At 61.3% G+C, this 24835-nt stretch carries 21 protein-coding genes; 6 read left to right on the top strand and 15 right to left on the bottom strand.

Annotated features, from left to right (window positions below):
* Positions 1-11 precede the first annotated feature (11 nt).
* From ispA to QMK55_RS09830, 3 genes are all read right to left on the bottom strand, one after another.
* A complete protein-coding gene (gene ispA, locus QMK55_RS09840; RefSeq protein WP_102354573.1) occupies positions 12-899 on the bottom strand; it encodes a (2E,6E)-farnesyl diphosphate synthase in 888 nt (295 codons plus the stop codon).
* Entirely contained in the window at positions 896-1138 is a 243-nt protein-coding gene (locus QMK55_RS09835) for an exodeoxyribonuclease VII small subunit (RefSeq protein ID WP_003228627.1), read from the bottom strand. The genes ispA and QMK55_RS09835 overlap by 4 nt, the downstream gene beginning before the upstream one ends.
* A 112-nt stretch (positions 1139-1250) precedes the next feature.
* The gene (locus tag QMK55_RS09830; protein WP_320329109.1) at positions 1251-2396 is read right to left on the bottom strand and encodes a Fic family protein; all 1146 of its coding nucleotides are present in this window, start codon (positions 2394-2396) and stop codon (positions 1251-1253) included.
* A 278-nt stretch (positions 2397-2674) separates the two neighbouring features.
* Between QMK55_RS09830 and QMK55_RS09825 the strand changes: the two genes are divergently transcribed.
* Genes QMK55_RS09825 through QMK55_RS09800 form a run of 6 tightly spaced genes read left to right on the top strand, consistent with a single transcriptional unit; the run spans position 2675 to position 12860 of the window.
* Positions 2675-3466: a YfaP family protein gene (locus QMK55_RS09825; protein WP_102354571.1), complete on the top strand. Its 792-nt coding sequence runs from the start codon at positions 2675-2677 to the stop codon at positions 3464-3466.
* 38 nt (positions 3467-3504) lie between these two features.
* Positions 3505-5217 carry a DUF2138 domain-containing protein gene (locus QMK55_RS09820; protein WP_102354570.1) on the top strand — a complete coding sequence of 571 codons (1713 nt, stop codon included), beginning with the start codon at positions 3505-3507 and terminating at the stop codon, positions 5215-5217.
* Positions 5202-5852, top strand: coding sequence for a DUF1175 domain-containing protein (locus QMK55_RS09815; protein ID WP_320329108.1), 651 nt, complete (start codon positions 5202-5204; stop codon positions 5850-5852). Before QMK55_RS09820 ends, QMK55_RS09815 begins: the two co-directional genes overlap by 16 nt.
* Positions 5849-10423, top strand: a complete 4575-nt coding sequence (locus QMK55_RS09810) for an alpha-2-macroglobulin (protein WP_320329107.1) — start codon at positions 5849-5851, stop codon at positions 10421-10423. Before QMK55_RS09815 ends, QMK55_RS09810 begins: the two co-directional genes overlap by 4 nt.
* Position 10424: 1 nt before the next feature.
* On the top strand, positions 10425-12044 hold the full coding sequence (locus QMK55_RS09805) for a DUF2300 domain-containing protein (RefSeq protein WP_320329106.1): 1620 nt from the start codon (positions 10425-10427) through the stop codon (positions 12042-12044).
* A 3-nt stretch (positions 12045-12047) separates the two neighbouring features.
* The gene (locus tag QMK55_RS09800; protein ID WP_102354566.1) at positions 12048-12860 is read left to right on the top strand and encodes a YfaP family protein; all 813 of its coding nucleotides are present in this window, start codon (positions 12048-12050) and stop codon (positions 12858-12860) included.
* Here the strand turns inward: QMK55_RS09800 and QMK55_RS09795 are convergent.
* From QMK55_RS09795 to QMK55_RS09740, 12 genes are all read right to left on the bottom strand, one after another.
* Complete coding sequence (locus QMK55_RS09795) at positions 12847-14022, bottom strand: sensor domain-containing diguanylate cyclase (RefSeq protein WP_102354565.1); 1176 nt, start codon at positions 14020-14022, stop codon at positions 12847-12849. The genes QMK55_RS09800 and QMK55_RS09795 overlap by 14 nt on opposite strands.
* Positions 14023-14233: 211 nt before the next feature.
* Complete coding sequence (locus QMK55_RS09790) at positions 14234-14530, bottom strand: type II toxin-antitoxin system RelE family toxin (protein ID WP_102354564.1); 297 nt, start codon at positions 14528-14530, stop codon at positions 14234-14236.
* Entirely contained in the window at positions 14520-14759 is a 240-nt protein-coding gene (locus QMK55_RS09785) for a type II toxin-antitoxin system RelB/DinJ family antitoxin (RefSeq protein WP_102354563.1), read from the bottom strand. The genes QMK55_RS09790 and QMK55_RS09785 overlap by 11 nt, the downstream gene beginning before the upstream one ends.
* 433 nt (positions 14760-15192) lie before the next feature.
* Positions 15193-15939 carry a helix-turn-helix transcriptional regulator gene (locus QMK55_RS09780; RefSeq protein ID WP_102354562.1) on the bottom strand — a complete coding sequence of 249 codons (747 nt, stop codon included), beginning with the start codon at positions 15937-15939 and terminating at the stop codon, positions 15193-15195.
* Between the two features lie 222 nt (positions 15940-16161).
* Entirely contained in the window at positions 16162-16689 is a 528-nt protein-coding gene (gene ppa, locus QMK55_RS09775; protein WP_008052339.1) for an inorganic diphosphatase, read from the bottom strand.
* A 112-nt stretch (positions 16690-16801) separates the two neighbouring features.
* Positions 16802-17614 (bottom strand): zinc-dependent peptidase, encoded by an 813-nt coding sequence (locus tag QMK55_RS09770; RefSeq protein ID WP_102354561.1) that lies wholly within the window; start codon positions 17612-17614, stop codon positions 16802-16804.
* 4 nt (positions 17615-17618) lie between these two features.
* Positions 17619-18269, bottom strand: a complete 651-nt coding sequence (locus tag QMK55_RS09765; protein ID WP_003228594.1) for a DedA family protein — start codon at positions 18267-18269, stop codon at positions 17619-17621.
* Between the two features lie 231 nt (positions 18270-18500).
* Positions 18501-18962, bottom strand: coding sequence for a GNAT family N-acetyltransferase (locus QMK55_RS09760; RefSeq protein ID WP_007958617.1), 462 nt, complete (start codon positions 18960-18962; stop codon positions 18501-18503).
* Between the two features lie 115 nt (positions 18963-19077).
* Entirely contained in the window at positions 19078-19902 is an 825-nt protein-coding gene (eutC, locus tag QMK55_RS09755) for an ethanolamine ammonia-lyase subunit EutC (protein WP_320329105.1), read from the bottom strand.
* Between the two features lie 5 nt (positions 19903-19907).
* On the bottom strand, positions 19908-21302 hold the full coding sequence (locus QMK55_RS09750) for an ethanolamine ammonia-lyase subunit EutB (protein WP_096796313.1): 1395 nt from the start codon (positions 21300-21302) through the stop codon (positions 19908-19910).
* A gap of 184 nt (positions 21303-21486) precedes the next feature.
* Positions 21487-22857, bottom strand: a complete 1371-nt coding sequence (gene eat / locus QMK55_RS09745; protein ID WP_025108674.1) for an ethanolamine permease — start codon at positions 22855-22857, stop codon at positions 21487-21489.
* A 306-nt stretch (positions 22858-23163) separates the two neighbouring features.
* Positions 23164-24684 (bottom strand): aldehyde dehydrogenase family protein, encoded by a 1521-nt coding sequence (locus tag QMK55_RS09740; RefSeq protein WP_320329104.1) that lies wholly within the window; start codon positions 24682-24684, stop codon positions 23164-23166.
* Positions 24685-24835: the final 151 nt, after the last annotated feature.

Raw genomic sequence — 24835 nt, 5'->3', positions numbered from 1 at the left:
CAGGTGGGCGTTCAGTTACGCCGGTCGACGATATACCGGGCCAGGTCGCGCAAAGGCTCTGCTGCCGCGTCAAACGGTCGCAGCGCGTGCAGCGCCTGATCGCGCAGTTCCAGGGCGTAGGCCTTGGCCGCGTCCAGACCCAGCAGGGCCGGGTAGGTCGGTTTGTCGCGGGCGATGTCGGCACCCTGGCGTTTACCGAGGGTTTCGGTATCGCTTTCGACGTCGAGAATGTCGTCCTGGACCTGGAATGCCAGGCCAATGGCCTGTGCATAAGTCTGCAGGGCCTTGAGTTCGTCCTTCTCGGCACGGCCGCTGGCCAGGGCGCCAAGCTTGACGCTGACTTCGATCAGCGCGCCGGTCTTGTGCCGGTGCATCTGCTCCAGCGCTTTCTGATCCAGCTTCAGGCCGACCGAACCGAGGTCGATGGCCTGACCACCGACCATACCCGCCGGGCCCGCCGCGTGCGCCAGCGCCGTGACCTGTTGCAGACGGATGTCGGCGTCGAGGCTGCTCAGGCGCGGGTCAAGCAGGGCGCTGAAGGCCAGGCTCTGCAAGCCGTCACCGGCCAGGATTGCGCAGGCTTCGTCGAATTTCTTGTGGGTGGTTGGCTGGCCGCGACGCAGATCGTCATCGTCCATCGCCGGCAAATCGTCGTGCACCAGTGAGTAGGCGTGGATCAACTCCACCGCGCAGGCCGCGCCGTTGGCTTGCTCGGCCTTGCCGCCGAGCGCTTCGCACGCCGCGTAGGCCAGCAGCGGACGCACGCGTTTGCCACCGATCATCACGCTGTAGTGCATTGCCTCATACAGGCGCGACAGCTCTGGCAGCGGCGCCTTGAAGAGGATTTCCAGTGCCGCATTGACCCGCGCCTGGCTGGTCGCCGAATACGCAGCAATCATTCTGGCTGTTCCGCGTCGAAGGGTTCCTCGGCGAGTTCGCCATCGCGCTCCAGCAGCACTTGCACCTTCTGCTCGGCCTGGGCCAGCGCTGCCTGGCAGTCACGGGTCAGACCGATGCCCTGCTCGAAAGCGGTCAGCGAGTCTTCCAGCGACAATTCACCGTTCTCCAGACGCTCGACCAGTGTTTGCAGGTCGGCGAGGGACTGTTCGAAATCCAGTGCAGCTTTTTTGCGGGCCATGGCGGCGATTTCCGGTTGACGTTAAACCGGCGCGACACTAGCAGATAGGGGGTTTATGGGCAAATGAGCGGGGTGGCTCTCAAGGGTAAAAATGACACTGTGGTGAGTGAGATTAATGTCTGGCTCTGTCGGGATAGTTGATCTGGTAGCGCGTACTACGACCGCCCCCCGGCAAGCGTTGCAGGCAACCTTTCTCCAGCAACTCCGCGAGGTGTCGGGTCGCCGTGGCCTTCGACACTTTCGCCACCGCTTGGTATTGACCGGCGCTGATGCCGTGCTCAAAGCCCCGTTCGCCGCCATCGAGCAGGCGGTTAAGCACTTTGACCTGTTCTGCCGATAGTTCGGACTCGCGGTGGGCCTGCCAGAAACGCGTCTTGCCCAGCACGCTTTCAATGCGGGTGATGGCTTGTTGCAGACTGCGTAGCAAGGTTTGCAGGAACCAAGTGAGCCACTCGGTGATATCCAGCGTGGCTTTCTGGCTCGACTCCAGAATCCGATAGTAGCCGGAACGATCATCCAGAATGCTCGCCGACATGGCGTAGAAACGGATGGCTTGCGCTTCGCCCTGTGCCAGCGCCAGATCAGTGATGGTGCGGGTGAGGCGACCGTTGCCATCGTCAAATGGATGCAAAGTGACAAACCAGAAATGGGCGATGCCCGCGCGTAGCATAGGGTCCAGTGCTGTCTGATGCTGGCTGGCCTCGAACCATTGGAGAAATTGCTCGAGCTGCTGCTCAATACCTTTGCGAGGTGGCGCCTCGAAATGAACCGTTGGACGATCAATGCGACCCGATACCACCTGCATTGGCTCGTCACCGCGTAGAGCACCCACGTGCATTGAGCGCGCAGTAAGGTCTGCCTCTTGATCGGGAAACAGCCACTGGTGCCATTCCAGCAAGCGTTCCAGCGTCAACGGTTCGGCAAATCGACGGGTGGCATCAAACATGAGCTGCGCCAGACCTTCACTGCGTTGGCTGACTTTATCGCCGTCGATCAACTCCAGGCCCAATCGTCGCGCCAGCGACGACCGTACGGAGCCAACATTCAGTTGCTCACCTTCGATGGCCGAAGACGTCACGATATTCTGCAGAAGGGCATCCAGTTCGGTCTGAGCCCCCAAGGAGTCTCCTACTGAACCGGCCATACCCATCAACTGACCTTGTGCCTGTACACACTCGCGCAACAACGGTGCCAGGCGTTCTGCCTGCCAGTTGAAGTCGGGCCAGTCGGGCTGTTGCCAGATCCAGTGAGCTGCCATTCGTTGCCTGCCTTGAGTCCGTGAGCCGAATAGAAATGCTATTCGGCTCATTTAGTGAGCCGAATATGACGGCTATTCGGCTCACCGTCCACCGCGTTGGCTTGATTCCTACAGCAAAAGCACATGTATCCGATTGTTAAAAAACTGCCAAATGGCTAATCTTCGCGCCTTCTACGACCCCATAGTCACGGGTCTTTCAGACGAAACGCAGTTTTCACCGCTGTGAAGTACCGAGGATCGGGTGCAAGGTTTCGTTCAGGCATGGCAGGAGGCATTACATGCGTTCATTTCTTTGGCTGCTGATCGGCTTGGCTTGCGCCCCTGCGCTGCTGGCGGCGCCGAGCGCTGAACTGTCGGAGCCGTCCGGCGGCTGGCGTTATCACGGCCTGCTTGATCGCAGTGAAAACCCGCAAGTCGCTTACCCTACGCCGCCGATCGATCGCGGTATCCAGCGCAATCGCACGATGATCCAGGGCCAGCTCAAGGCCATCGGCAATGAGCGCGGGCCGCACACGCTGGCGGTCAACGGCAATCCATTGAATCTGTACACCGACGACGATGGGCATTTCGCCCGGCCGTATGCGTTCGGCGCCGGCTCCAACAGTGTCGAAGTACGCAGCGCCGAGGGCCAGTCGCTCAAGCGTGTGCAGTTCTATGAAGCGAATAACCTGCGCACCCCGGTGAAGATCCGCGTGGTGCTTGGCTGGGACGATCCCAAGGCCGAACTCGACCTGCACATCATTACTCCCGACGGCCAGCATGCGTTCTTCGCCCACACAGCGCTGACCAACGGCGGCGGTCTGGACCCGGATGGCGTCGATGGCCCCGGCCCGGAAATGTTCACCATGACCGCGCCGCTGCATGGCACCTATCTGGTTTACGTCAACTATTGGGGCAACTTCGGCGACGGCGGCTATAACTTCGAGGAGGCCAGCAATCAGAACGAGGTCATCACCTCGCAAATAACGCTGGTGCTCAACGAAAACACGGTCGACGAAAAACGCGAAACATTCATCGTGCCCCTGCGGGCGATCGGTGATCTGCTGCTGGTCAAGACTTTCAACTATTAAGCATCCCGCACCACGGATGAACTTCGGGTTTTGTGAACATGAGTGATAACGCTGCTTCTCCGGCCGTCCCTACACCTGCCGGCCAACCTTCCCGGCGCTGGCCGGCGCTGCTGATCGGCCTGGTCCTGGTGGCCGGCGTGGCCGGTGGTCTCGGCTGGCTGCTGCACAAGCCCAAGGTGCCGGCGGCTATACTTGCCAGCGACAAGCTCGGCCTGAGCCGCCCGGACGCGCTGCTGGAAACCCGCTCTCTGAGCCAGTTGCCCAAGGATCTGTTGACGGTGCCGTTCCTCAAGGCCACGCTCACCGAAGATTTCGTCTTCTATTACGAAACCCACGCTGACCGCCTGGGACTGATCGGCAGTCTGCGGCGGATCATCTACGAGCACGACCTGAAGCTGCAGGACAGCCTGATCGAGCAGCTTTTCGATCAGCCGGCCGATGTCGCGCTGTGGCGCGGTGCCGATGGCCGGCTCAAGGATTTCCTGCTGGTGATGGATCGCGGCGGGTTGGCCAAGCTGCTCGAGCCCCTGGCGAAAGTGGCGCTGGACGATTCGCAGTTCAGCGTTTTCGGCAGCCTCAAGGTCGGCAGCGACGAAGTGCCGCTGTACCAACTCAGCTACAACGCCAGCAAATCGCTGCTGTTCGCTTCGCGCGGCGACAAACTGGTAGTGCTGTCCAATCCGAACAAGTATTACGACCCGGCCAACGGCGAGTCCGAAGAGTCGGGGCATGTTTCGCCGCAAGCGCTGGCGGCCTTGCTCAACGGTGACAAACTGTTCCCCGAGGCCTTCGGACTGCCGGCCAAGGCGCCGGACATCAAACAGCGTCTGTCGGTTAATTCCAGCGTCCTCGCGATGGGCTATCAGCGCTTCATCCCGAACTTCGCCGGGCTGCGTTTCGACATGGACGACAAGGGCTGGCACAGCTTCCTCGCCATGGACGAGCTGGATAACCAGCCGGACTTCGATTTCAAACCGGTGTGGCAAGCCATGCCGCTGGGCGCCAGTGCCTGCGTGACCTTACCGGTGGCGGCCGAACCGCAGAAACCGCTGCTGGTGAAACTCGGCGCCGACGAAGCGGTGGCGCAGAAGCTCACTGAGCACGTCGCCGGCGCGGCGGGTCTGTGCTGGTACGCCGATTCGCGGTTGTACACGCCATTGCTGGTCGCCAGCCTGAAGGATGAGGACAGCAGCAAGCTCGACGGTGACCTGGGTACGCTGTTCGGTTCGATGGTTGGCGCTTATGAGTCGAATGTCGATGAACACGCGTTCCCGGTGGTCGAGAAACAGCAAGGCCAGAGCCATGTCTGGCAGCGTCAGGTCAGCTCTAACTTCGGTCCGTACGCCGCCAAGACGGCCGAGAACCCGGACGCCATCAGCGGCCGCGCTTTCATGAAAGTCAGTCTCGCCCGTCACGGTTCGACGCTGCTGTTTTCCCTTGACGACAAACTGGTCGACAAGGCCCTCGGCACCCTCGACAAACGCTTCCCGCCGATGGCCGACGTGTTGCCCAAAGACGTGCTGATGCCGATCTATTTCGGCCCGAATTCGATGGCGCAACTGATGCAGCAGGAAACCCTCGACAGCCTGCCGCAGGACATGGAGCCGGTGTTCTACAACGCCGCGCAAACCTACCTGATCCCGAAACTGCGCACCCTCGGCGGCTACGGCAAATACGCCCTGACCTTGCCCGAAGGCAGCGAGCCTGACGGCCACTGGCAATGGCTGCCGCTGGAATGGAAAGCCCTGTGACGGCACTGATCCGCAGCCTCGGCCTGCTTGCGCTGCTGCTCAGCGCGGAGGCCCGAGCGGTCGAAACGCCTGCGCTGGATCCGGCGCAGTCCCAGGTGTTCCGCGCCTGGTTCGTGCGCATTGCTCAGGAGCAACTGAGCCAGGGCCCGAGCCCGCGCTGGTATCAGCAGGACTGCGCCGGGCTGGTGCGTTTTGCCGCCAACGAAGCGCTGAAAGTCCACGACGACAAGTGGCTGCGCAGCAACGGCCTGTCCAATCGCTACCTGCCGCCGGAGCTGTCGCTCAGCGATGAGCAGCGCAAGCTCGCCCAGCAGTGGCAGCAGGGCGGCGGCAAGGTCGGACCGTACGTCAACGCGATCAAACTGATTCAGTTCAACAGCCATCTGGTCAGCCGCGACGTGTCCCAGGCACGCCCCGGCGACCTGATGTTTTTCGATCAGGGCGACGACCAGCACCTGATGATCTGGATGGGCCGCTACATCGCCTATCACACCGGCACGACCACCCCCACTGACAACGGCATGCGTTCGGCAAGCCTGCAGCAACTCATGACATGGAAGGACACCCGATGGATACCCGACGCAGCCAACCCCAACTTCATCGGCGTCTATCGACTGAACTTTCTCTCCCAATGACCGGTGCCCGCATGCTGCGACTCTGCGCTCGAATTCCCCTGCTGCTGGCGCTGTTGCTGCCATTGGCGACCGTCAACGCTGAAGATTCGGTGGAGCCGAGCGGCTACACGCCGGTCGCCGGTGAAAGCTTCTTCCTGCTCGCCGACAGCAGTTTTGCTGCCGACGAACAGGCGATGGTGCGCCTCGAAGCACCGGGCCGCGACTATCGCCGCTTCCGCATGGAACCCTATGGCGGCGCCGACATTCGCGTGTACCGCATCGACAAGCCGCTGGATTTCCTCAAGCGCCAGAAGAACCTGCACCGTGTGGTCAGCGACGGCCAGTTCAAGGGCGAGGGGCTGTCCAACACCCTCGCGTACCTGTGGGACAACTGGTACCGCAAATCCCGTCGGGTGATGCAGCGCGCGTTCTCCTACGAGTCGCGCAAGCAGGTCACCGAGGAAGTGCCGGAGCTGAAGATGGGCAACGCCATTGCCGCGCCGACTCCGTATGACGCGCAGCCGCAGTTTGCGCTGATCCCGGGTCTGCCGGTGGTCAGCCAGTTCCGCTATCCGCTGTGGCAGGCCAAACCGATCCAGCCGCCAGCCGGGGTCAATCTGGCCGGGTCTTCCAGCGAGTTTGTCAGCGTTGCGCCGGGTAACGTCTATATCCCGTTGGGCAACCTGAAACCGGGTCTGTATCTGGTCGAAGCGCTGATCGGCAAGTACCGCGCGACCACCATGGTCTTCGTCTCCAACACGGTGGCGGTGAGCAAGATTGCTGGCGATGAATTGCTGGTGTGGGCGGCGCGCAAACACGAAGGCAGTTCGGTGCCGAAGGTCAATGTGCTGTGGACCGACGGCCTCGGCGTGATGAGCAGCGGTGCCACCGATGCCGATGGCTTGCTGCGCCTGAAACACGTCAGCCCCGAGCGTTCGTTCGTGATCGGTGAGGACGAAGAGGGCGGGGTGTTTGTCTCCGAAAACTTCTATTACGACAGCGAAATCTACGACACCAAACTCTACGCGTTCACCGACCGGCCGCTGTATCGCCCGGGGGACTGGGTGTCGCTGAAGATCGTTGGTCGCGAGTTCAAGAATGCGCGGGATTCGGTATTGCCAGGCGCGGCGGATGTCACGGTCAGCGTGCTCGACGCCACCGGCACCGAGCTGCAGCACCTCGACCTGAAACTCGATTCGAAGGCCGGTACTCAGGGCCGCTTCCAGTTGCCGGACAACGCCGTGGCCGGTGGTTACGAGATCCGTTTCAACTACAAGGATCAGGCCTACAGCAGTGCCTTCCGCGTGGCCGAGTACATCAAGCCGCACTTCGAGATTTCACTGAATCTGGCCAAGCAGGATTACCGCACCGGTGAACCAGTGAAGGGCAGTCTGGTGCTGCTGTACCCGGACGGCAAACCGGTGGCCAACGCCAAGTTGACCCTGAGCCTGCGCGCCCAGCAACTGTCGATGGTCGACAACGAGCTGCAATACCTCGGGCAATTTCCGGTGGAGCTGACCAGCACCGAACTGACCACCGACAGCAAAGGCAACGCGACCCTCGACCTGCCGGCCGCCGACAAACCGAGCCGCTACATGCTCACCGTGTTTGCCAGCGATGGTGCGGCGTATCGGGTCAAGACCACCAAGGAAATCCTCATCGACCGTGGCGCCGCGAGCTTGCGCTTGAGCGCGCCGCAACGCTTCAGCGCGGTCAAAGACAAAGTCGCGTTCAGTTACGCCAACGAGGGCGGCAGCGAGCAGAGCAAAGCGGTCACTCCGAGCAGCTACAGCTGGGTGCGTCTGGAGGATCAGAGCACCGGCGAAGGCAAACTTGCGGCGACTGACAAGGGCTTCAGCATTGCCTTCGAACGTCCGGGCACTTACAACCTGACGCTGAAAGATCAGCACGGTCGCGTCCTTGGCGCTACCGGTCATTCGGTGACGGGCGAGGGCGTCAAAGCGGTGCCGGGCACCGTGGAAATCGTCCTCGACAAACCCGAGTACAAGGCCGGCGATGAAGCGCTGGCGCTGATCACGTTCCCTGAGCCGGTCAGCGATGCACTGCTGTCGCTGGAGCGCGACAAGGTCGAAGCCACCGCGCTGCTGGGCAAGGGCGGCGACTGGCTGAAGCTGGAAAAACTCAGTGATACCCAATACCGCGCGCGCATTCAGGTGAAGGACAACTTCGCGCCGAACCTGACCTTCTCGGTGCTGTACACCAAGGGTGGTCAGTACAGCTTCCAGAACGCCGGGATCAAGGTGGTCGCGCCGCAAATCGACGTGGCGATCAGCACCGACAAAGCGGTGTATCAACCGGGCGATACCGTTACCGTCGACCTGACCACGCAGTTCGCCGGCAAGGCGGTGCCGGCGCACCTGACCGTCAGCGTCGTCGATGAAATGGTCTACGCGCTGCAACCGGAAGTCGCGCCGAGCATCGACCAGTTCTTCTACCACCCGCGCCGCAACAACGTGCGCACCAGCGCCAGTCTGGCGTTCATCAGTTACGACGTGGCACTGCCGGGCAGCCCCGGTGCGCCGGGCAAGGCCAACCGCAGCGAGCGCGGGGTGAAAGTGCTGGAGCGTCCGCGTCGTGAAGACGTCGACACCGCTGCATGGCAGCCGGAATTGCTCACAGGTGCTGACGGCAAAACCCGTTTCACCTTCAAGATGCCGGACTCGCTGACGCGCTGGCGCATCACCGCCCGCGCCATCGCCGATGACGGTCAGGTCGGGCAGAAGAAGCAGTTCGTGCGTTCGGAAAAACCGCTGTACCTGAAGTGGAGCGGTCCGAGCAAATTCCGCAAGGGCGATCAGCCGCAACTCGGCGTGTTCGCCTTCAGCCAGGCCGAGAAACCGGTCAAGATTGAACTGGTTACTCATTACGCCGGCACCGAACAGCGCCTGCCGGTGACCCTGAACAACGGCATCAACTACGTGCCACTGCCAGCGTTCGTCCTGGCGTCGGGTGCGTGGACTGCAGAACTGGTGCAGGACGGCAAAATCGCTGACTCCCTCGCCGTACACCTGAGCGCGACCGGTGACGGCTGGCAAGTCACGCAAGCCCAGAGTCTTGATGTGGCTAGCGGCGATACCCCGTTGAGCCTGCCGGCCTACGCCACCGACATTCGCCTGCGCCTGGATGACAGTCCGCAAGCGCTGTTCCGTTCGGCCCTCGATGATCTGCTGAGCTACCCGTACGGTGGCGTCGAGCAGACCGCCAGCCGTTTGCTGCCGTTGAGCATCGCTTATCCATCGCTGGCGTCGAGCCCGCAGATCCGTGATCACCTGCGCCTGATCATGCAGAACAGTCGTTTGCGTCTGGTGCAAATGGCCGGCCCGTCGGCGAGCTTCACCTGGTGGGGTTATGACGGTGAGCCGGACGCGTTCCTCACCGCCTACGCCTACTACGCCGACTGGAACGCCAGTCAGGTATTGGAACTGACCCTGCCGCCGGAGCACTGGCAGCGGGTGCTGGAGGTCTACGCCAAGCAAGCGCCGAACACGCCGCTGCTGCAACGGGCGCTGATCCTGTCGTTCGCCAAGCAGATGCACCTGCCGGTGAACACCTTGCTCAGCGGTTTGATGGACGATCTGGCGAAGGCCGGTGAGGGCAACGCCGAAACCCTGATGGACGACGGCGAAGACAGTCTGGTGATGAGCGACCCGGATTCGGCACTCGGTCTGGCGGCAGCGCGGGCCTTGACCGCATCGTTGGCGACCCAGTCGAAAGTGGCGTTGCCGGATGCTTTCAATCGTCAGGTCGGCGCTGCGCAACAGCGTCTGGCGGTGAGTTCGCAGCCGTTTGCCGAGGCGCTGAACCTGTCGCTGCAAGCCTTCGATCAGGCGCGGGCGACGGCGTTATTGCAACGCCTGCTGCCACAGCAATCGACCCTCGAACGCGCACTGGCGCTGAGCTGGCTGCAACGCAGCATCGCTCAGGCCTCGCCGACCATCGCGCTGATGCCGGGTGAAGGCTGGAAGAAAAACTATGGCGCAACCGGCGAGATGTTCTGGACGTGGCAGGGCGCGACACCGGTGCCGAGTGTGTTGTCGGTGTCCGGCACTCAGGAGCGTCCACTGCGTGCGGCGCTGAGCTTCCAGACCCAGCAACCGGCGGTCGATCCAATGGCCGTGACCATCACCCGTCGCCTGTCGCGACTGGTGCCGGGCGATGAAGCGTTCACCTTCAAACTGGAGCCGGTCGGCACCAAGCCGCTGTCTAGCGACAGCCTGTACCTGGACGAAGTGATCCTCACCAGCAAGGCACCGAAACCGCTGCGCTACGGCATGCTTGAAGTGCCGCTGCCACCGGGTGCCGATGTCGAGCGCACCACCTGGGGCATCAAGTTGCAGGGCAAGGACGGCACCGAGCCGACGGCGCTGGAGAAGGCGCGTTTCGAGCCGGGGCAACTGGCCTACGCGGTGCCGGTGGATGCACTGAGCGGCGAATTGCGTCTGCGCCATCTGGTGCGTTTCTCGCAGAAGGGCCAGTTCAACCTGCCGCCGGTGCGTTTCACGCAGGTGTACGCGCCGCAGCATCAGGCCCAGGAAGCGAAAGCCGCCCTCGGTCAGGTCACGGTCAACTGACATGAACCGGCCGCTGCTGTGGCTGCTGATGTGTGTGATTCCTGCGCTGGCGACGGCGCAGGATGAGCCGCTGCGGCTGGCGTACAAGGGCGAGTTGTTGTCGTTGAATCACACGCAACTCGTGTCTCGCGAGCCATTGCCATCGACGCTGGATACACCGCTGGGCAGCCTGTGGAAATTGTTCGTGTACGCATGGCTGGTGGATACCGGTGCTCGCGAGCCGGCGTATGAATGTCGTGGGCAGTCCAAGGACGAAGTTTATTGCTGCTCGGCGGGCGGCAAGATCGAGCGCGATCAGGCGTTGGTGAAATCCTGCGGGTTGTACTTTGAACCGGCGCGGCTGGGCATTGCTTCTGCCGATTGGCGCACGTATTGGCAGGCGCGGCAGGCGCCGTCGTGGTTGCTGGATTTGCCAACTGTGCAACCGGCAACAAGAGTCTCGGTCGCTGAGTTATTGGGCGTTCTGGCTTTGCTGCCGGCGCAGGATCAGATGCGCCGCGTGTTGCTCGACGTCGTGCTGAACGCGCCGGACGGCAACGTCGTCGGTGAACTGGGCGGGCGCTTGCGGGTGAAAACCTGGAGCTGGCTCGGCGATCAGGATCCGCAATCGCGCCAGGGTGGCTTCGCCGGTTGGACGGCGGACGGTTCGCCGGTCTGGGCTGGCGGGCGCGGTACCAGTCAGATGGTCTTGCGCCATTACGGGCAGGCGATGTCGACGGTATTGCCAGCGGCATGGCCGGCCGAGGCGGGGCGTTGTGTCGAAGTCGGCCTGTTCACGCGCTATCCGCTGACGCGGGTGTTGGCGGGCGAGCGGGTGGTGACGTCCGGCCCGCTGCTGGGCGACTACCGCGTCGAATTCGCCAACGGCAACGCGCTGGATATCCACAGCGCCGGCGAACTGTTTCTGCTCAACGACAAACTGGTCGCCAGACTTGATCGCGAAGAATACGTTGCCCGCGTCCTTGAGCGCGAAGCCAAGCCGGAACCTGCCGAAGCGGCCAAGGCACTGGCCGTGGCCATCCGCACCTATCTGCTGCAAAACGCCACGCGCAACGGCGATTGCCTGAGCATCGACGACAGCAGCAACCGTCAGCGCGTCGCCCCACGCCCGGCTTCCGCCGAGTCGCGCAACATCGCGGCGTGGACGGCGGATCTGGTGTTGGCCGGTAGCACCGTCACCTATCACTCCGATCAACCCGGCCCGGACAAACTCGCCTGGCAACAAGCCGTCGAGCAAGCCAACGCCGGACAGCGTTACGACGCGATTCTGCTGCACGCCTATCCGCGCGCCAGCCTCAGCCGCTGGGACAACCCGGTCGCCTCCTGCGAAGCACTGCCCGCCGCCCAGGATTGGCTGCAAAAGCAGCGTCGCGGCTGGCGTCCGAGGCTGGAAAGCGAAACCGGCTACAACGAAGTCAGCACCTTCGCCGTGTGCAAACTGGCTTTCGGTCGCCCGTTTGTCGACCGCGAACGCCAGCGCATCTACGTGCGCGGGGTGTTGACCCTGCAGGATCGCCTCGACTTGACTCACGAATATCTGCACCTGGCCTTTGAAGCACATCCCAATGGTCAGGATGAAACCTACATCGAAGGGCTCGCCCGTCACCTCTTGCTGGAATAGACCATGACACTCCGTTATCCACAGGTCTTGCTGTTGCTCTGCGCGTTCAATGCGTTGCCCCTGGCAATGGCCGCCGACAGCGTCAAACTCGACACCCCGGTCGGCGGCTGGCGCACCGGCGCGTCCGAAGGCGAAGGCGAAAACTTCCGCCAGACCGTCAACTACCCGGCCTCCTCGGTCAACACCCCGGTCGGCCAGGCCAACACCGCGCGCATCAGCGGCGAAATCAAAGCCACACCCAAGAGCGAGGAACCTGGCCGACTGATCGTCAACGGCGTCAGCATGCCGCTGAAAATCGACGACAGCGGCCGCTTCGACCGTCCGTTCTCCTTCCCCAACGGCAGCAACAGCGTCGAAGTGCGCAGCCCCGACGGCCAGCAACGCCACCGCACTCAGTTCCTCAACGCCAGCGGCGGCGCCACCCCGGCCAAGCTGCGCGTGCTGCTGTCGTGGGACAGCGACGGCACCGACCTCGACCTGCACCTGATCACCCCCGACGGCGCCCACATCTGGTACGGCGACCGCGTCGCCCCCAACGGCGCAGCACTCGACGTCGACGTCACCACCGGCTACGGCCCGGAAATCTTCGCCATGCCGGCGCCGATCAAGGGCCAGTATCTGGTGTATGTGAACTACTTCGGCGGCGGGTATCGCGGGGATGACGAGGGCGGCGAAGAGGCGGTGCAGCCGCTGACCACGGCGCAGGTGACGGTGATTACCGAGGAAGGCACGCCGAGCGAGAAGATGGAGACGTTTGTGGTGCCGATGCGGGCGGTGGGCGAGTTGACGTTGGTGAAGTCGTTCAGTTATCCGTGAGGCTGAGGTACAGCGAGCGCAGCGTCTGCACACGATTGCGCCCCTGATCCTTGGCGCCGTATAGCGCCTGATCCGCTTCCGAGAGCAGGCGCGACAAGTCATAGCCGGACTCGCGAGTGGTCACCACGCCGATGCTGACGCTGAGCAGGCCCGGCTCAAGAATCGACAGTTGGGAGAATGAGCGGCGGATCCGCTCGGCAATCTCCAATGCAGTCTGCTCATCGCAATCGTTGAGCAAGCAAGCAAACTCCTCACCACCGATCCGCCCGCAAACATCTTCCTTGCGCAGGCTCTCGACCACGATCCGGCCGAACGCAATCAACGCCTGATCCCCAACGGGATGACCATAGGTGTCATTCAGACGCTTGAAGTTATCCAGATCGCAAAGCAGCAACGCCGCTGGTTCCGTGTGCTGCTTGCTGTCGGATAGCAATCGCCCCGCGTGCAACATGAACGCCCGGCGGTTGCCGATGCCGGTCAGCGGATCGCTGAATGCTGCCGCCTTGAGCTTGAGTTCGGCGCGTTCCTTGACCATCGCCAGCGTCACGTAAGCGATGCCGATCACGTACAGCATCGACTCGAACAGCATGAACGAGAAAAACGGGACGCCTTCACCACTGCCCAGCAGGTCCTTGGTCAACGGCAGACCTTCATCGGTGGCGCTGCGTACGGCGTAGAACACTGTGTGCAAAACCGTCAGCACCAGTGCCGGCATGAACGCGACGTCCAGACTGTTGCGACTGCGCCACAGCTCCAGCGTCGTCAGCACGCCATAGGCGAATGCCAGCAGCGAGTAGACCAGCACCCGGTTCGACATCGAATCGTAGAAGGCTGGAATCAGACACAGCGTCAGCCAGACAAGCGAGCCGGCCAGAATCCCCGCCATTGAAGGCGCACGGCCCACCAGCGTGCGCATGGCCATCCAGTTCATCGCCGCACTGAGCAGCAACACCACGTTGCCAAATACGATGGGGATGAAATCCACCCCACGATCACGCCAACTGACCAGCACCACGCCCAAAGCGCCCAGCAGCATCATGCTGCCGAGATAAGCCAACGGCCGCTCGCGGGATTCGCGATACCAGGCATGCAGGGTCAGCAACCCCATCAGAAAAAAAACGAAGACCGAAACGACCAGCAGGGTCGGGATATGCAGGGCCATTCCATGGATTCCCGTGAGGCTCAATACCGGAATCCGGCCGGTGGCGGGAATGCGGGTAAAAACAGAGGGGTGGGTGTTGGGCGGGATTTAGCACTGTGGGGGTTGGGGTTGGCAAGTGTTGGGTTGCCGAGGCAAGACAAAAGTGAAGGGGGTAATCAAATTGTGCAGTGGCTTGCTGCACAATTTCAGTGTGCCCGACAGTGCGGGGAGCTCAGGATTGAGACTCCAATCGATCTTGAGCATCCTTGTAGGCGGCCTCTCGCTCTCGCTTCCCGATAGCGACTACGAACACCACGATCTCTTGATCAAGCACCTGATAGATCAAGCGATAGCCAGCGCTTTTCAGCTTCACTTTGTAGCAATCTGGCAAATCACGAAGTCGATTGGCTTCTATTCGAGGATTCTCTAATACCACCGCGAGCTTCTTTTTGAACTGCTGGCGAATCGTATCGCCCAGTTTGCTCCACTCTTTTAACGCACGACGATCAAATTCAAGGTCATAGGTCATCCAGACTAACCTTGACTCGCTGAGGAGCGGCGAGGCGCTCGGTGACTACGGCGATTAGCGCCTCATCTTCTTCGCTGATGAGTGCGGTCTTGAAGGGCAGTTTGCCCCGCTCGGCAACGTATTGAAGTGTTTGGCGCAAAAGCTCCGAAGGTGTGACACCAAGCTTTTCCAGCTCGGCAAAGGAGCGTTGTTTCAACTCATCATCAATGCGGATGTTGATGGAGGCCATGATGTTATACCTGTAATGACGATTGTCGTTACGGTAACAAGGGGAGCCGTACGCGACAAGCTGGAATTCAGGTTTCAGATGGTAGGCTTGGCTTTCTGTCAGGCATTAAAAAGCCGGCTTGTGGCCGGCTTCTCGGGGACTGGCTTGGTTTATTTTTGGTAAACCGCGTCAGCCTTCAAAACGTACACCCGGATCTGCGTCCGGCTGTGGGACTTGGTCAGACGTTGGTCTGCCGCGTCAGGCGTCATCTGAGCCGCGGGAGCGGGTCGATGCGCAAATGTGGGGCGCAGGATACTGAGTTTTGTTGGGGATTCCCAGCCTGAAGTGCGGTTTAGAGCGACCGCAGTCGAACAAAATCGGGATTTGTACCGATTATCAGGGCCTCATCGCGAGCGGGCTGACTCCTACAGGGGAGGATGTGGCACGGGAGAGGTCAGAGAAACGGCACCACCGGCCGGCGTTTGCCCAGGGTCGACCACCAGAACACCCAGCCAAGAATGTGTATCCGCTGCTCGTCGATCTGCGCCGCGCGGAAGATTTCGTCCGGGTGTTCGGCACTGTTGTGGCTGCGCAGGCGCAGGGCGTTGCCGGGCATGCGGTGCAGGTATTTGATGCGCAGCATGCCGTCGTGTTCGATGGCGTAGATTTCGCCGTCGACCACTTGGGTCAGGCCACGGTCGATGCCGACGATGGAGCCGTCTTCGATGCGCTCGGCCATGCTGTTGCCGATCATGTGCGCGCAGATGGCGTCGGTGTGGCGGATTTCCAGTTGATCGAGGTGGGCGCGGGGCAGGCGGATGGTTTGTTCGGGGTCGAGGATGACGTGGGTCTTGCCGGCACCGGTCGTGAGCGGCGTTTCCTTGAAAAACGGCAATTCGATGTCTTTGGGATCGATGACCGTGTAGACGCCACGGATGGCCTGGGCGTCGAAGGTGTCGCCGTTGCTGGCAGGGGTCTGCAGGTGGGGCGACTCCTTGCTGCCTTCGCCGGTTTTCAGCCAGTCGCTGTTGACCGACAGCAGGCGCGAGACTTCCTCCATGCGATACGCCGGGACTCCCCGGGTGTACCAGTTATGAATGTTTTGGGCTTCCGTGCCCCAGAACTTTGCGAATCCCGTGGTGGTGATGTTCGCTGCTTCCAGGAGTGCCTTGAATCTTGGACCGCTAGTGTTCTTTCTCATAAACACCGAGTCTACGGCCGTGCCAGAGCGGTTTGAATAAACCGAGTGTTCAAAAAATGGCTGTATTTTGCGACTGGATGTAAGACGTCCTTGTGGGAAATCACTCACTTCGAAACTTTTCTGTAGTCCGTCATAAACGTACTGTTTAAAGCGGCTTCTTTCAGGCACAAAAAACCCCGGATCAACCGGGGTTTTCTTCAGGCTTCACGCAGCAAGCAGTGCTTAGCCCTTGTAGGCAGCAACCGACTTGGTGATCGCGTCGCGAGCGGCATCAGCGCCAGCCCAGCCTTCGATCTTGACCCACTTGCCTTTTTCGAGATCTTTGTAGTTCGCGAAGAAGTGCTCGATCTGCTGGATCAGCAGTGGTGGCAGGTCGGTGTATTCCTTCACGTCGACGTACAGCTGGGACAGCTTGTCGTGTGGGACTGCGATGACTTTGGCATCGCCGCCGCCGTCGTCGGTCATGTTCAGGATGCCGACCGGACGCGCGCGGATCACCGAGCCTGGAGCAACCGGGTAAGGGGTCACAACCAGCACGTCGAGGGGATCACCGTCGTCAGCCAGGGTGTTCGGGATGTAACCGTAGTTGGCCGGGTAGAACATTGGGGTGGCCATGAAACGGTCAACGAACAGGCAATCGCTGTCTTTGTCGATTTCGTATTTGATCGGCGCGTGGTTGGCCGGGATCTCGATCGCGACGTAGATGTCGTTCGGCAGGTCTTTGCCAGCCGGAATCTTGCTGTAGCTCATTGGGCGTTGCCCCCGTAGTTGACCAAAAACACTTGGCCGGATTGACCAAAAAGTGGCGGCGATTATAGGCACATTCCTACGCCGACGCCACGTACCAGAAGTCGTGCAGAGCTTAGTCGTGCGCCTGATAGACCGGGTCTGTGGCCTGAAGTTGCCGCAGCCTGCCCAACGGATCCTGCCGGTAGAAAAGCTTCAGTTGCAAGTAGACCTGTGGATAAGTTTCGTGCAGCAGATCCGGGGCGCTGAAGAAGTATTCGCTGGTGACCGCAAAGAACTCGCCAGGGTTCTCGGCGGCATACGGGTCGATGGCGGTTTCGGCATCGGGATTGCGGTCGAGCTGGCGGTTGAGGTCGTCGTAGGCGTGTTGCATGACCTCGGCCCAATCGCTGACGCGCATGTCGGCGTGCAGTGGCGGCAGGCCGTTGGCGTCGCCGTTGAGCATGTCGAGCTTGTGCGCCAGTTCGTGTATCACCAGGTTGTAGCCTTCCCAGCCACCGCTGGACATCACCCCGGGCCAGGCGAGGATGATCGGTCCCTGTTGCCAGGCTTCGCCGCTGTGTTCGCCATCCCATTCGTGCTCGATCCCGCTGGCATCGCGATGCCGTTGCGGACTGAGGAAGTCGTCGGGGTAGAGGATGATTTCGTGAAAGCCCTGATACCAGTTCAAATCGCCCAGATTGAGCAGCGGCAACTGGGCCTGGGCGGCGAGCAGCAGGCGTTGCTCCTGATGCAGTTCGACGCCGGGCAGGGCGGTCAGGTGTTTGTCTTCGAGAAACAGCACACAGGCTTCACGCAGCCACTGATCCTCGGTGGCGCTGATGCCATCGAGGAAACTCAGGTGGTGGCGCACCCGTTGCCACAGGTCGTCGGCAATCGGGTGTCTGGCCAGAATGCGCCGGCGACGCCAGGCGCTCAGTGACCACATCGGATCAGTGGGTTTCGGCTTTGGCGCCGCCGAAACGGCTGCGCACCACACCGATGATCATCGGCACCAGCGACAGCAGGATGATGCCGACGACCAGCAGCGACAGGTTCTTCTTGATGAATGGCACGTTGCCGAAGAAGTAACCCAAGGTCACCAGGCCGCCGACCCAGAGGATGGTGCCGAACACGCTGAACGCGAAGAAACGCGGGTAGGGCATTTTCCCGACGCCGGCGACAAACGGTGCAAACGTACGGATGATCGGCAGGAAACGTGCGAGGGTCACGGTTTTGCCGCCGTGCTTGTCGTAGAAATCGTGGGTTTTTTGCAGGTAGTCGCGACGGAAGATTTTCGAGTTCGGGTTACTGAAGAGTTTTTCCCCGGCTGTTCGTCCGATCACGTAGTTGGTGCTGTCGCCGAGGATGGCCGCCAGCATCAACAGACCGCCCAACAGTACCGGGTCCATGCCGCCGCCCGCCGCCACGGCACCGGCGATGAACAACAGCGAATCACCCGGCAGGAACGGCATCACCACCAGGCCGGTTTCACAGAAGATGACAGCGAACAGAATCGCGTAGATCCACGGCCCGTAGTTGGTTACCAGCAAGTCGAGGTACACGTCGAGATGCAGGATAAGGTCGAGCGGGTTGAAATCCATGGGGGCACCTGTGGTGGCGGCCCGACTCGGCAGGCCTGTGCGGATGATTCGGGTGTAAGCCTACAGCGGGGTGTAGTTTTTCTTACAAGCCGGAAAGCTCGGGATTATACGGTCTGAGAGGTGAAAAGCGCGTTGGTTTTGTAGCGGGGAATGTCGGGGTGTGAATTTTTGTCAGGCAGGGATTAATGGTGATGAGGGAGCTCACTCCCTCATCACTGAGGCTTGGGCGATTTACAGCTCGTCGCTGATCGGCAACACGTAGTTCTTGAACTCGGTGTCTTCCTTGAAGCCAATGGATTCGTAGGTCTTTTGCGCCACTTCGTTGTCGGCACTGGTGGAGACGCGCATACGCACGGCCTGGGTCTCCTTGGCCATTTTCTTCGCGGTGCGGATCAGGTTGTCAGCCACCAGTTGGCGGCGGGCGTCTTCGGCGACATAGATGTCGTTGAGGATCCACACGCGCTTGAGCGACAGCGAGGAAAAGCTTGGATACAACTGGCAGAAGCCCATCAGCTTCTTGTCGTCATCGTCGGCCAAGGCCAGATAAATCACCGATTCCTTGCGCCGCAGGCGTTTTTCGAGAAACGCGCGGGAGGAATCCGGGTAAGGCAGGGAACCGTAGAACTCGCGATATTTGACGAACAACGGGGTCAGCAAATCCAGGTGTTCGAGGGTCGCTTGAATAATCCGCATGATAGGTCTCGTCTTCAAGTGGCTGTCTTCAACTGCTCTGACGGCGATGGGAAACCCTGGCGGCCGTGCATCGATCCTGCCTGAAAGTAGCGCAGAAACGCAATGCGGAAACGGTTCAGGTTGTCGACGGGCCCAGTAGGAAGTTTCCCTTCATGTCCGCGCCTGCGTCCGAATCCAGCGTCTGAACCTGTGCTTCGTCCTTCAGATTGACCCCTGACAACTGCCGCCGGCAGGCTTCGCGCATCAGGTACAGCAAGCGATGCGCCGCCATGCCGTAACTCAAGCCCTCAAGCCGCACGTTGGAGATGCAATTGCGGTAGGCATCGGTCAGCCCGATCTTTGGATTGTAGGTGAAATATAACCCCAGGCTGTCTGGCGAGCTGAGGCCCGGACGCTCTCCGATCAGCATCACGACCATTTTTGCGCCGAGCAACTGGCCGATTTCATCACCGACGGCGACCCGCCCCTGTTCCACCAGCACCACGGGGGCAATCGACCAGCCGTCGGCGCTCATCTGCTCCTCCAGGCGGGTCAGAAACGGCAGGGTATGCCGATGCACGGCCAGCGCTGACAGTCCGTCCGCCACCACAATCGCCAGATCGACGCCCCCGGGATGCGCCGAAGCGTAATCACGCAGGCTCTGCGCCGAGTCTTCGCTGAGCTTGCGTCCAAGATCCGGGCGTTGCAGGTAGCTATTGCGATCGGTCGCGGCGCTGTGCAGCAACAGGCTGTCGCGCCCGCGCTCGTTCAGTTGCGCGCTGAGCCCGACATGATCGAACGGCAAATGCACCGCATCCCGCGCCTGGGCGTGGGCGAACTGGAAATCCAGTTGGGCGCTGGTCGGCAGGCTGGTGCCGGTACGGCCGAGGGCGATGCGCGCCGGGGTCAGGCGACGCAGCTCCAGCCACGGGTTTTGCGGGTCCACAGGCGGTTTTTCCATAACACTCATCCCAGTTGCGCCAGCGCCTGGCGGAAGGCCGGCGGCAGGTTGTTGCCAAAGCGAACCTTGCCGTCCGCCTGGGTGAAGATGCCCATGTTCGCCAGCCATTGCTCGAACTCCGGCGCAGGTTTCAGGCCCAGGGTCTGGCGCGCGTAGAGCGCGTCGTGGAACGAGGTGGTCTGGTAGTTGAGCATGATGTCGTCGGAGCCGGGGATGCCCATGATGAAGTTGATCCCGGCGACACCCAAGAGGGTCAGCAGGGTGTCCATGTCATCCTGATCGGCTTCGGCATGGTTGGTGTAGCAGATGTCGCAGCCCATCGGCACGCCGAGCAACTTGCCGCAAAAATGGTCTTCGAGGCCGGCGCGGATGATCTGTTTGCCGTTATAGAGGTATTCCGGGCCGATGAAGCCGACCACGGTGTTTACCAGAAACGGCTTGAAATGCCGCGCCACGGCGTAGGCCCGGGTCTCGCAGGTCTGCTGGTCGACACCGTGGTGGGCGTTGGCTGACAGCGCGCTGCCCTGGCCGGTCTCGAAATACATCAGGTTCTGCCCGAGAGTGCCGCGCTTCAGGCTCAGCCCCGCGTCATAGCCTTCCTGCAATACATTCAGGTTGATGCCGAAACTGGCGTTGGCCGCTTCGGTGCCGGCAATCGACTGGAACACCAGATCCAGCGGCACACCACGGTTGATCGCTTCGATCGAGGTGGTGACGTGGGTCAGCACGCAGGCCTGGGTCGGGATGTCGTAGCGCTGGATGATCGCGTCGAGCATCTCCAGCATCGCGCAGATCGAGGCGATGCTGTCGGTGGCCGGGTTGATGCCGATCATCGCGTCGCCGTTACCGTACAACAGGCCGTCGAGAATGCTCGCGGCGATGCCGGACGGCTCGTCGGTCGGGTGATTGGGTTGCAGGCGGGTCGACAGGCGCCCGCGCAGGCCGAGGGTGCCGCGAAACTTCGTCACCACGCGGATCTTCTGCGCCACCAGCACCAGATCCTGCACGCGCATGATCTTCGACACGGCGGCAACCATTTCCGGGGTCAGGCCGGGGGCGAGCGCGCGCAGACTGGTTTCGTCGGCCGCGTCGCTGAGCAGCCAGTCGCGAAATCCACCGACGGTGAGGTGGCTGACCACGGCAAAGGCTTGTTTGTCGTGGGTGTCGATGATCAATCGGGTGACTTCATCGGCTTCGTACGGAATCAGCGCTTCCTGCAGAAAATGCGTGAGCGGGATGTCGGCCAGCGCCATTTGCGCGGCCACGCGCTCGCCGTCATTGAGCGCGGCGACGCCTGCCAGGAAGTCCCCGGAGCGCGCCGGGCTGGCCTTGGCCATGACGTCCTTGAGGCTGTCGAAGCGGTAGGTCTGGGCGCCGACGGAATGGGCAAATGCGGCCATGGGGCGGGGTCCTCCAGTAATTACTGCAATCTGCTTTTGTGTAGGAGTGAGCCTGCTCGCGATGCAGGCAACTCGGAACAACAGTCATACCGCGTCGATGCGATCGCGAGCAGGCTCACTCCTACAGGTATTGTGTGCACTTCTATATGGCGGGCACCGGGCGTCAGGCCCGGTGCCGGTGCAACTAGATACCTTCGAGCATAGCGTCTGCCGGGGCTTCGGCGCGTTGCTTGGCGGTCAGCTGGAAGTACAGGTAACCAGCGGCCATGAAGCCCAGGAACACACAACCGATCAGCGTGTTGAACCACGCCATCGCCACCAGGCACACCACCGCCAGGAACAGCGCAATCGCCGGCACCACCGGGTAGCCCGGGGCGCGGAAGGTACGTTCCAGATTCGGTTCGGTTTTGCGCAGTTTGAACAGGCTGAGCATGCTGATGATGTACATCACGATCGCGCCGAACACCGACATGGTGATCATCGCGGCGGTCAGGGTCATGCCCTGTAGATTGACCAGTCCATCGCTGTAGATCGCCGCGATGCCGATCACGCCGCCGGCCAGAATGGCGCGGTGTGGGGTCTGGAAACGTGACAGCTTGGCCAGGCTTTTCGGCAGATAACCCGCGCGAGCAAGGGCGAAGAACTGTCGCGAGTAGCCGAGGATGATCCCGTGGAAACTCGCCACCAGGCCGAACAGGCCGATCCACACCAGCATGTGCATCCACGAAGAGTTGTTGCCGACTACGGCTTTCATCGCCTGTGGCAACGGATCGTTGATGTTCGACAACTGGCGCCAGTCGCCGACACCGCCGGCCATCACCATCACGCCGATGGCGAGGAACACCAGGGTCAGGATGCCGCTGACGTACGCCTTGGGAATCGTGCGTTTCGGGTCCTTGGCTTCTTCGGCCGCCATGGCGGCGCCTTCGATGGCGAGGAAGAACCAGATCGCAAACGGGATCGCCGCGAAGATCCCGGGGATCGAACCCATGGTGAACTCATTGGAACCCGACCAGCCGTTGAGCACGAAGTTGCTGAAGCTGAAGCCCGGTGCGACCACGCCCATGAACACCAGCAATTCGGCGACTGCCAGCACGGTGACCACCAGTTCGAAGGTCGCGGCGATGCTCACGCCGAGAATGTTCAGGGTCATGAACACGAAGTAGGCGCCGACCGCCGCAACCTTCGGATCAAGCTCCGGGTACTGCACGTTGAGGTAGGCGCCGATCGCCATGGCAATCGCCGGTGGTGCAAAAACGAACTCGATCAGGGTGGCGATGCCGGCGATCAATCCGCCTTTCTCGCCGAAGGCCCGACGGCTGTAGGCAAACGGCCCGCCCGCGTGGGGAATCGCGGTGGTCAGTTCGGTAAAGCTGAAGATGAAGCAGGTGTACATGGTCGCGACCATCAGCGCCGTGACCAGAAAACCGAGGGTGCCCGCAGTGCCCCAGCCGTAACTCCAGCCGAAGTATTCGCCGGAAATCACCAGGCCGACGGCAATGCCCCAGAGGTGCAGGGTGCCGAGTGTGGGTTTGAGCTGTGTGGTGGAAGTCATAAGTCCTCTCTGTTTTTTATTGTTCGATCTGTTGGACTTTCGGGTGCAGAGGTTGGGTGGATGGATGCTGTTCACGCAGCGGCAGTTTTCGGCAAAAACCTGAATGACGGGTACGCAAGGGCCGTGCCAGAGCGGCCAAGCCTTGTGTGTTGTGTCATTAAGGACACCTTCGCGAGCAAGCCCGCTCCCACATTGGATTTGTGCCCAATCCAACAGTGTGGGTCGACGCAAGTCCCCTGTGGGAGCGGGCTTGCTCGCGAAGGCGATTGAACAGGCAACACAGAATCATCTGTGTTGCCCAGGATTTTAGAAGAAGCCCAACGGATTGATGTCGTAGCTCACCAGCAGGTTTTTGGTCTGCTGATAGTGATCGAGCATCATCTTGTGGGTTTCACGGCCGACGCCGGACTTCTTGTACCCGCCGAACGCGGCGTGCGCCGGGTACAGGTGGTAGCAGTTGGTCCACACGCGACCGGCCTTGATCGCGCGGCCCATGCGGTAGGCGCGGTTGATGTCGCGGGTCCACAGGCCGGCACCGAGGCCGAACTCGGTGTCGTTGGCAATCGCCAGGGCTTCGGCTTCGTCCTTGAAGGTAGTGATGCTCACCACCGGGCCGAAGATTTCTTCCTGGAACACGCGCATTTTATTGGTGCCCTTGAGCAGGGTCGGCTGGATGTAATACCCGGTCGCCAGATTGCCCTCGAGTTTTTCCACCTTGCCGCCGGTCAGCAGCTCGGCACCTTCGCCCTTGGCGATTTCCAGGTACGACAGGATCTTGTCGAACTGCTGCTCGGACGCCTGTGCGCCGACCATGGTGTCGGTGTCCAGCGGGTCGCCGCGTTTGATCTGCAGGACTTTTTTCATGACGACGGCCATGAACTCGTCGTAGATCGATTCCTGTACCAGCGCACGGGACGGGCAGGTGCAGACTTCGCCCTGGTTGAAGAACGCCAGCACCAGACCTTCGGCTGCCTTCTCGATGAACGTCGGTTCGGCCTGCATGATGTCTTCGAAGAAGATGTTCGGTGACTTGCCACCCAGTTCCACGGTGGACGGAATGATGTTCTCGGCCGCGCATTTCATGATGTGCGAGCCGACCGGGGTCGAGCCGGTGAACGCGATCTTGGCGATGCGTTTGCTGGTGGCCAGCGCTTCACCGGCTTCTTTGCCGAAACCTTGCACCACGTTGAGCACGCCCGGTGGCAGCAGATCACCGATCAGCTCCATCAGTACGCAGATGCCCAGCGGAGTCTGCTCGGCAGGCTTGAGCACCACGCAGTTGCCGGCGGCCAGCGCCGGGGCGAGTTTCCACGCGGCCATCAGCAGCGGGAAGTTCCAGGGGATGATCTGGCCGACCACGCCCAGCGGTTCATGGATGTGATAGGCCACGGTGTTGCCGTCGATTTCGGCAGCGCTGCCTTCCTGAGCGCGCAGGCAGCCAGCGAAGTAGCGGAAATGGTCGGCCGCCAGCGGGATGTCGGCGTTGAGGGTTTCGCGGATGGCTTTGCCGTTGTCCCAGGTTTCGGTGATCGCCAGCAGTTCGAGGTTCTGTTCGATGCGGTCGGCGATTTTCAGCAGGATCAGCGAGCGCGCCTGCACCGAGGTCGAACCCCATGTATCGGCAGCAGCGTGGGCGGCGTCCAGTGCCTTGTCGATGTCTTCGGCAGTGGAACGGGGGAATTCGGCAATCGGCTGGCCATTCACTGGCGAGGTATTGGTGAAGTACTGACCTTTGACAGGCGCGACGAACTCGCCGCCGATGTAGTTACCGTACTTGCTCTTGAACGAGACTTTGGCGCCTTCAGTACCGGGGTGAGCGTAACGCATGATGATGTTCTCCTTGGCTTTGTACTTATTAGAGAAACGCGCAAGTGCGCTTGATATAAGCGTAGAGCAAAGCTCGGGCCATTGCCGTGCAAGTCAGGCAAATCAAGGCCTTGCGTATTTTTTGTCGGACAGGCGGACGGCGCCTGTGACG

The sequence above is a fragment of the Pseudomonas sp. P8_229 genome (assembly GCF_034008635.1).
Lineage (GTDB): Bacteria > Pseudomonadota > Gammaproteobacteria > Pseudomonadales > Pseudomonadaceae > Aquipseudomonas.
This window is presented reverse-complemented; position numbering and strand designations above follow the sequence as displayed.